This is a genomic window from Microcoleus sp. Pol1C5 (assembly GCF_036701115.1).
Classification (GTDB): Bacteria; Cyanobacteriota; Cyanobacteriia; order Cyanobacteriales; family Microcoleaceae; genus Microcoleus.
In genome coordinates this window covers 1-9,257 of the sequence record NZ_JAUBQE010000105.1, presented here as the reverse complement: position 1 = coordinate 9,257, position 9,257 = coordinate 1, and the positions used below count along the sequence as shown (strand labels likewise).

General features: G+C 48.5%; 7 protein-coding genes. 5 read left to right on the top strand and 2 right to left on the bottom strand.

Going from position 1 to position 9,257, the window contains the following annotated elements:
- Positions 1-863 precede the first annotated feature (863 nt).
- Together QUA23_RS30180 and QUA23_RS30175 are read left to right on the top strand one after the other, a co-directional pair.
- Positions 864-1,481: a prepilin-type N-terminal cleavage/methylation domain-containing protein gene (locus QUA23_RS30180; RefSeq protein ID WP_333079564.1), complete on the top strand. Its 618-nt coding sequence runs from the start codon at positions 864-866 to the stop codon at positions 1,479-1,481.
- A 14-nt stretch (positions 1,482-1,495) separates the two neighbouring features.
- On the top strand, positions 1,496-1,720 hold the full coding sequence (locus QUA23_RS30175) for a hypothetical protein (protein WP_333093966.1): 225 nt from the start codon (positions 1,496-1,498) through the stop codon (positions 1,718-1,720).
- A gap of 61 nt (positions 1,721-1,781) precedes the next feature.
- Here QUA23_RS30175 and QUA23_RS30170 read toward each other — a convergent pair whose 3' ends face one another.
- A complete protein-coding gene (locus tag QUA23_RS30170) occupies positions 1,782-3,710 on the bottom strand; it encodes a penicillin-binding protein 2 (RefSeq protein WP_333079565.1) in 1,929 nt (642 codons plus the stop codon).
- 283 nt (positions 3,711-3,993) lie between these two features.
- Entirely contained in the window at positions 3,994-4,569 is a 576-nt protein-coding gene (locus QUA23_RS30165; RefSeq protein ID WP_333079566.1) for a hypothetical protein, read from the bottom strand.
- Between the two features lie 337 nt (positions 4,570-4,906).
- On the opposite strand from QUA23_RS30165, the gene QUA23_RS30160 reads away from it, so the two are divergent.
- The 3 genes from QUA23_RS30160 to glgB all read left to right on the top strand — a co-directional run bounded on the left by QUA23_RS30160 (position 4,907) and on the right by glgB (position 8,662).
- On the top strand, positions 4,907-5,161 hold the full coding sequence (locus tag QUA23_RS30160; RefSeq protein WP_333079568.1) for a serine protease: 255 nt from the start codon (positions 4,907-4,909) through the stop codon (positions 5,159-5,161).
- Positions 5,162-5,570: 409 nt separating this feature from the next.
- Positions 5,571-5,717, top strand: coding sequence for a hypothetical protein (locus QUA23_RS30155; RefSeq protein WP_333079570.1), 147 nt, complete (start codon positions 5,571-5,573; stop codon positions 5,715-5,717).
- Between the two features lie 650 nt (positions 5,718-6,367).
- The gene (gene glgB / locus QUA23_RS30150) at positions 6,368-8,662 is read left to right on the top strand and encodes a 1,4-alpha-glucan branching enzyme (protein WP_333079571.1); all 2,295 of its coding nucleotides are present in this window, start codon (positions 6,368-6,370) and stop codon (positions 8,660-8,662) included.
- Positions 8,663-9,257: the final 595 nt, after the last annotated feature.

The window sequence follows — 9,257 nt, the reverse complement described above, 5'->3', positions numbered from 1 at the left end:
GAGATTTTTGAGAAGAGTTATAATTCGCAAAGCCTTTGCCAGATAAGCTTTGCGAGTTTTGGGAGATGTCTAATAACAATTTACCGTTAGGTACAGCAATATTTAGTGCCGGAGGAGCGATCGCCCGCATCAAAAACCACATAGTCACTGATGTAGGGTGCGTCAGGGAAAACGATATTACCCGAAATCAGGGCGCGGCACTGCCGTTTCCCTACAAATCGGGCATCGTTACATCCGATCCGGTTGATTTTACCCGTTACCCTAAATTAAGAAACCCCTGTGCCGTTTCCCTACCCTTAACCGGGCAATCGTTATATCCGATCGCGCGATTGCCCATAAGTCCGCAATATTCTGATGGAGTTCTTGTGTATAATTCTCACACTGAGGACAAACTATTCTTGACGCTAAAACACGACCGTCGAAAGTAAATTTGTCACTCAATTTGAGTACAAGTTTCCGCCCTGACTCCAGGCAAGTCTAATCGATAGTCTCAATAAAAATTGATCGCTCTAACTGTATTGATTGCTATATTTTACGCCATAAACTCACGAGATCCTTTCCTTCAGCCTCCTGCCTCAAAACTCCTGCCTCAAAACTCTAATTTCTAGCTTGGCTGCAAAACTGAGATTCTCCCTACATACCTTCGGGCTCGGATGCGATCGGGCGATCGACAAAACTGCTGTAGGGAAACCGCACTACCGTTTCCTGACTACCGTGTCCTCACCCGCTTTTTTAAATGTGCATAAATTTTCAGTAAATACCGATCTATGCACTCCCCAAACCAAAAGTTAAAATATAGCCAATAAAAAATAGCTCCTCCTAGCTGTTTTTTTGGCCAGCTAAATATCAGGGAGTACATCTACGTGTCAATAAATAAAACGCTCAAAGGCAGAGCCACTACACCTGCCGCAGGTTTTACAATGATAGAGCTATTGATAATTATTTTAATCATAGGAATATTTAGTGCGATCGTCGCCCCCTCTTGGCTAATGTTTATCAACAATCACCGTTTAAAGTTATCGCTCGATCGAGCTTATTGGGCAATGGAACTTGCCCACAGCAACGCCAAACGATCCAAAATTTCATGGCAAGCCAGCTTCAAACAAGTAGGAGAAAATTTACAAGTAGCTGTTCACCCAGCCGATATTCCCCCAGGCCAAGTAGCAGCCAGTGAATGGAAAAACTTAGAACCGCAAATTCAAATAGATACAGATGAAACAACTGTGCTCCAAGTAAATGAAAGCAACGAGCAAAAAACAAACGGCACAATCCGGCGCGTCATGTTCAACCACAGAGGTTGCCCCGTATCTCGAAGCGACCATGACTGCACGCTAACGAGTATAAGAGCCAAAGGAACCCTAACGCTATATCATCCCAACTTAAGAAACAGCCAACGCTGCATCATCATTTCCACTCTTTTAGGACATAAACGCATCTCCCAAAGACAACCCAAAGCTCAAGACAAAAGATATTGTTACTGAGTCACTGAGGTAGCGTGCGTCCGGGAAAACCATATTACCGGAAATCAGGACACGGAAGTGATGTTTCCCTACAAATTGGGCGATTGTTACATCCGATCGCCCCATCGCCCGGAACCCGGCAAGCTACGATTATTTTGGAGCATTGCCGCGTCCTCAATAGCCCTGTTGTCGATCGTTATATCCGATCGCGCATTCAACTATTTTGGGGGAGGAAAACGGCATTGCCGTGTCCTCAATAGCCTTGTTGTCGAGCGTTATATTCGATGTCAATTCCTGACGCCACATCTTAGATATAATCAACTACTTCTTACTCGGCGCAATTTTCTCAATAGAAATCAGCGCCTCCATCACCGACTCCACAATCGGCGCGGCCACCGTACCCCCCGAAGAACCCTCCTTTGGCTCATCAATCACCGCCAGCACCACATACCGAGGAGCCTCCACAGGCATGATCCCCACAAAGCTAGTAATAATCGCCTTGTCAGAATAACCCCCACCAGCATTAGCTTTTTGAGCCGTGCCCGTTTTTCCAGCAATCCGATACCCAGGAATTTGTGCAGCTTTCCCCGTACCACCATCAACTACAGTTTCCATCATTTCTAACACCTGCTTAGTAGTTTCCGGGGAAAAAACCTGCTTTGGAACCGCCCTCGGAAGCTTCCAATAAGCTTCACCGTCCCTATCAAAAAGTCCCCGCACAACGTGAGGAGTCACCAACTTGCCACCGTTAGCCAAAGCGCCGTTAAGCTGCACCAACTGCATCGGAGTAATCGAAAAACCTTGCCCAAAAGCCGTAGTAGCAACTTCCACCGGAGAGTTAATAAATTGCTCTCGATTTTTAAGCTGACTGGTTACTTCAAAAGGCAAATCACTCCCTGCCGTTTGTCCGAGTCCAAGTTTTTCTAAAGCTTGATAGTAAAGAGAAGCTTTCATACTTCTCATTACGTGTACCATCCCCACATTGCTAGAATGTTTCAAAATCTCAGTAACAGTCGAAGGACCGCGCGCGCCTACGAATTTGTAATCGGAATTTTGGATAGTCCAGCCATCCATGTAAATCCTGCCTTCGTCCTTAAAGACAGTATTAGGTTTCACCGCACCAGCTTCCAGAGCGATCGCCACATTAATCGCTTTAAAAGTCGAACCAGGCTCATAAACATCAGTTACAGCCCAATTTTTATAGCGCGACAAATCGAAATTAAAATATTGATTCGGGTCATAAGAAGGTTCCGCTACAACTGACAGCAATTCCCCGTTTCGGGCATCCATCACAATCACCGTGCCCCGCTTCGCATCGTGTTGCTTCATTTTTTCCTTAAGCGCTGTTCGGGCAGCCCGCTGCAAGCGAGTGTCGATCGTCAATTGCAATTTCAAGTCATCAAGCTGCACAAATCCCGCCGTCAGCCGATCGGGAACCCAATTCCCATTGCTCGACCTGCTAAACTGAATCGACGGCATCGATCGTTCCAACAAATTCTGCTGGCTGTATTCCACCCCGGCTTGTCCCTTCCGTTCCCCGTCCACATAACCGAGGATATCCGCCGCCAACTCCTGCTGCGGGTAAAAACGCTGCTGCTGCCGCAGCAACTCCAAGCCATCGACCAGACTGTCTTTAATTTGCATCTGAGCGACACGATCGGCAACCTCTTGAGGCAGAGACTCCGCAATTGTAATACCGCTTTCAGCAAGATTAAACCTGCGTATCAATTCAGTTTCCGACGTAGTTCCCGGACTCAGATCGATCGCCAGCATCGGAGCCAATTTAGCAGCAATTTCCGCCTTCGAGTGGTTAAACAACTTCGGGTGAGCATAGAGCGTGTACACCTGTCTGTCTATCGCCAAAACATTTCCTGCGCGGTCAATTATCGGGCGTCTCGGTACAAACGGCTTCGTTTTGAGAGTTTGCTGCTGCTCTGCCTGTTTACGCAGCGCCGGAGCTCGCGTCACCTGCAAATAAAACAAATTCACAGCCAGCCCCAGCCCCCCCAGCATCAACACCGCCCACACCGCCCACAAACGGAACTTGCTGCGCTTTAAACGCTCCACCGGCCGCCCCCAAGATGCAGCCGTCTGTTGTGGCGATCGGCCGAAACTGCCCGAAGATCTAGGTTTGGCTGGTTTTTCCCACCCAGTACGCGCGGCGAAGCTATCCCGTAGGGAATCGCCCGCCTGTTTTGTGCGTTTGAAATTTGGCGATCTGTAGCGGTCAAAACGGGGGTCGTAGCTCATGGCATTAAAAATTCAATAGCAAGTTAGAGCGTTTTAGAATTTATAATTTATAACTTAAATCTTAAAAAATAAAATTTACAACTTGGGAATGAGCAGGGTTGGGCTCACACCTACAGTTGGATTCTGTTTTTTTAAGGGGTCTTATTATTTTTAATCTGTAACTTCCGGTTGGAAGCAGAAAATCGATCGCGACTTGCAAAAAAGTCAAAAAAAAAATTAGATCCTCGAATTTTCAGGCCCTCGGACACTCAGGTCCTCGGGCGCTCTACGCTTTGACACAGGTTTAATAGCCCAGCGGTGTTTCCACACCGGAGCGATTCTTGAGAGCGGGCTCAGAATTTGGTGTCGCAAGGGGCGATCTAGTTTCAGGGGCCGGCTGCAAGAAAATCGTGTCCCCTGGATTCTGCGGAGCCAAACCAGTTTCGGGATTTTGGGCTTCTTTAGCAAGTTGGTGTTTCAAGACTTCGCTAGAAGCACTCAATTGCTGTTCCCGGAGGCGCAGAGTTTCCAGCTTTTGATACTCCTGGCTCCAGCGCTGCTCGCCGTAAACAGTCAAGCCGTAGAGACTCAGAGCACCGCCCAAAAGCATAAGTGCTGCCACTGAGGAGGCGCGCTGTGCCTGCAGGAGCGATCGCAACCACACTGGCTGCTGCTGGCGATCGGGCAGGACTTTGATCACCGATGCCGAGGACCGAGCCTGAGCCTGTTCGTCGGCTGGCGAGTAGTTGGGCAATACCGGCCCTGTCTTCGCCCGCCTAGCCCGGGCAATAGAAGTAACTTTGCTTTTGGCTGGACCAGGAGCGGGCTTGCGGGCCGATCGGGAGCGGGGAGAATCCGGGGATCTGATAGCAGCGGTCATAGAGTTCACCAATACGTAAAGTGGGGTAGCTTCAGCTTGATTGAGGTTAAGAGTTTTTTGTCTCCTAGATCGCCAGTGGTGGCTATCTGCGTTCGATCGGTTATCCTTACCAAAGATACCTCACAAGCCAACCAACCCATCCTACCACCGGTCTCTTTGACTTCAGGATTTGCCAAAAAAAAGAAATCTTTGCTGGTTAGCGATAATCTATGTGAAATTTATGAATAAATGCAGTATTGTAATCAACGAGCGAATCGTTGAGCTATTCGTGCCAGCATTGTTTCTCAAGTAAACTATTCCCTTCCTTGCGATGGGTTTTCAATGTTAAGGAGTTTTTATGAACAAGGGATTAATTCGTTTGACTTTGGTAGTGGGCTTGGCAGTAGCCCTCGGCGCCTGCGGAGGAGATACCACCACCCCCAGCTCTAGCCCCTCTCCTGGCGGCACTGGCGGCACTGGCGGCACTGGCACTACTACTACTCCTCCTGCTTCTTCTCCATCTCCAAAGTCCACTCCTGGGACTGGTGGAGCAGGGGCTGGTGGAGCAGGGGGTGCTGGAAAAGCTTCCCCTTCTCCTAAAACGTCTCCCTAACTAGGGCGATCCGAGAGTGTTTGCCCAACGAGCCTAGCCTCCCGGTGAAAAATCCTTCGCTCCTCGCATTTTTTCATCTCATAGGTCTAGGTCTCAAGTTGGGTGTTAGTAATTGTCTAATGCTTTTACTACTCAAGTTCACTACGTCCCCTTACAGCAGCAAATTCCGCTGATTCGCGGCGTTACAAGAGCATTCCCTTTCAACTAGAAAATTTGACTCCCGGCCTGCACGTTTTGAAACTCAAGCCTGTGACAGGATGTTTGAGGACATTGCCAGTGCTGCTGCTTCAACTGAATATCAACCGGAGGATCTCGGAGACTCGACGCAAATTTTGCACTGTCGATCGAGTCTCGCTTTCCTTCCCCGCCGCTGTTCCCACAGACGAGAAAAAAGCAAGCTGAGGCTTGGATGCTCGAAGACTGGCTCGATGAAAGCATCGGCACTGCTACTCGATTTGTTGACTACGAGTTTCTCGCCAGTGCGGGCAAGCAAATCGACCCGTCTGTTTTGAGCCAGTTTAGTGATTCAAGTGGCGCCGCGCAAGTTCGGTATTGACCCGGCCTCGGCAAAACTCGCTCCCGTTGCGCCTGAGTGCTGCTTTAAACCTATTGCACCGTCGCTGGTAGGATGGTGCTAGTTTGGTAGGCGATGCCTTGAGCATGGCAGATATTCCTTGCTGCTGTCGCCATGCTGAGTCCTTTAGCTTTGATTCTTCAATATCGAGTTAAGCATCCTTTGCTGTTTGAGCGTATTGCCCAAATTCATGGGCTTTGTGGGCAAACCCAGCCTCCGGGAGGTGAAAGTCTACCGATCGGGGGATCGTCCCTGTATAAAAATTCCAGGTAAACTATTAACTCCTGCCCAACACTTACAGGGTTGACTTTCCTGCAGTGGCAAATCGACAAGAGTTGGAAAAATTTTAATATCACATATTAAATAAAAAGTCAATGGTAGTTGGGAAAAAATATAAATTTTTCAATTTGTTTTAATATTTCTATACTTAGATGTTAGCAGTCAAACCCCAGCTCCGCCGCCGGCAAGGCAACAGCCTGCTGTGCGTGCAAGGGCGCGCGCTGGAACTGCAGCAGGCAAGATCATGCTAATCAGTGGTAGGATCAGCGATCAAAAATGTATCGAAATGTAAAGTGCAGCGCCACTCTAGGTTTTGAAAGCCATTTAGTTAAAAGATTGAGGTAAGTAGTTTTATGCCCGCGACCGTCCCCTTTGAACAGATTGACCGCATTGTTTGGAATCAGCACCACGATCCATTTGAAGTGCTAGGCCCTCACGCGATCGAAGAAAATGGCAAAAAAGTCTGGGTCGTCCGAGCTTATCTGCCGAATGCGGATGCAGTATCCGTATTTGTGCCGGAGGCCCGGGCCGAATACCCGATGAAATCAGAGCATCACCCTCACTTTTTTGAATGTACGATCGACACCCCAGAACTAGCAAACTATCAATTGCGGGTCAAAGAAGGGGAACACGAGCGCTTCATCTACGATCCCTACGCCTTTCGATCGCCCAAACTCACAGAATTCGACCAGCATCTATTCTCAGAAGGCAATCACCACCGCATTTATGAAAAACTCGGGGCGCACCTCACCGAGGTAGGTGGCATCACAGGAGTATATTTTGCCGTTTGGGCTCCGAATGCTCGCAATGTCTCTGTTTTAGGAGATTTCAACTATTGGGACGGCCGCAAACATCAAATGCGGAAATCGCAAAATGGCATCTGGGAATTATTTATTCCGGGACTATCCGTGGGAACTTCCTACAAATACGAAGTGAAAAACCAAGACGGACATCCCTACGAAAAGTCCGATCCTTACGGTTTCCAGCAAGAAGTGCGGCCGAAAACAGCATCAATTGTCACGGACTTAGACACCTACACGTGGCACGACAGCGCTTGGATCGAAAAGCGGCGGCACACAGACCCACTGACGCAGCCGATTTCGGTTTACGAATGCCACATCGGTTCTTGGCTGCACGCCGCTACTGACGAACCCGCCGTGCTACCAAATGGGGAAATAGAACCACCCGTGCAGGTTTCGGAACTTAATCCCGGGGCGCGCTTTCTGACTTACCGGGAATTAGCCGATCGGCTGATACCCTACGTCAAAGATTTGGGATTCACTCACATCGAAATGCTGCCCATCGCCGAACATCCTTTCGACGGTTCTTGGGGCTATCAAGTAACTGGCTATTTCGCCCCAACTTCCCGCTACGGCAAACCTGAAGATTTCATGTATTTTGTTGACCAGTGCCACGCCAACGGCATTGGCGTACTGGTGGACTGGGTACCGGGACATTTCCCCAAAGACGGCCACGGTTTGGCTTTCTTTGACGGAACTCACTTGTACGAACACGCCGATTCCCGCAAGGGCGAACACAAAGAGTGGGGAACCCTAGTATTTAACTACGGGCGCAACGAAGTGCGGAATTTCCTAGTATCAAACGCTCTGTTCTGGTTTGACAAGTACCACATCGACGGGATTCGTGTAGATGCCGTAGCCTCGATGCTTTATTTGGATTACTGTCGCGAACCTGGAGAATGGCTGACCAACCAGTACGGGGGCCGGGAAAATATCGAGGCGGCAGATTTTCTGCGACAGGCGAATCACGTCATTTTTAGCTATTTCCCAGGTGCGCTGTCGATCGCCGAAGAATCTACCTCTTGGCCGATGGTATCTTGGCCGACCTATGTAGGGGGTTTGGGTTTCAACCTGAAGTGGAACATGGGTTGGATGCACGATATGCTCGACTACTACCACATGGACCCGTGGTTCCGCCAGTTCCACCAGAACAACATAACTTTCAGTATGTGGTACAACCACAGCGAGAATTTCATGCTGGCTTTGTCCCACGATGAGGTAGTTCACGGCAAAGCCCACATCATCGGGAAAATGCCAGGGGACGAATGGCAAAAGTTTGCAAACGTGCGGTGTTTGTTTACTTTTATGTTCGCTCATCCCGGAAAGAAAACGATCTTTATGGGGATGGAGTTCGGTCAGTGGCAAGAGTGGAACGTTTGGGGGGATTTGGAGTGGCGTTTGCTGCAATTCGAACCACACCAAAAGTTGAAGCTATTTTTTAAGGATTTGAACAATCTGTACCGCAGCGAAACGGCACTTTACAGTCAAGATTTTGCTGAGGATGGGTTTGAGTGGATTGATTGCAGCGACAACCGACACAGCGTCGTGGCTTTTGTGCGCCGAGAGAAGGATGGCGACGAGTTTGTGGTGACGGTGTGCAATTTTACGCCCCAGCCACACTCTCACTATCGGGTAGGAGTGCCGGAACCAGGTTTCTATACGGAGTTGTTTAACAGCGACGCGCGGGAATACGGCGGTAGCAATATGGGGAATTTGGGGGGCAAGTGGACTGATGAGTGGTGGTTCCACAACAGTGCTTATTCGATCGACTTGTGTTTGCCACCTTTGGGGGTGTTGATTTTAAAGCTCGATCGGGCAAAAACAACAGCCAAATCTCAAGAGTTTTAAGTTGTGATATCATTTCCGGTTACACCGGAATGATGTTGACGGTTGACTGTTGACGGTTCACTGTCAACAGTCAACTCGAATTTACTATTCGGATGCTAACGGATTTGATATGAGTCGTGAGAGTTTTGAGTTAAGAAGAATCAAAACTTTATTAAACCTAAAAATTTGAGGGTATTCAGAAACCCGGTTTCTCCAAGAAATCGGGTTTTTTTTGTTTTGTGGTGGTGAATATCTGCGCGGGGTGACAAACCCGTCAAAAGACCTACTGAGGACGGAGCGTTGCATAATAGCGGGAGGATTTTGAGTTTTTTTGTTGGTTTGCCCATGCTCCCGAAGGCGTGTATTTTCACAGCAGGCGGGACGCTTCACCCATACTCCCCACCAGAATCATCCTCCAATTGTGCCCAGCCGAATTAATGATAATTACGCGCAATAAACTACCATTTTTTCTGATGTGTATCAGGGCTATATTCTTGATTATATCTATGTTCTGAGTGGGTTGTCATCCAGGGAAGTGCGTAATACCAGTTTCCTAAAATCCTGCTACAGATATGGCATCTAAAATAAATTGCCATCCTGTTAAAGAAGCAATAAC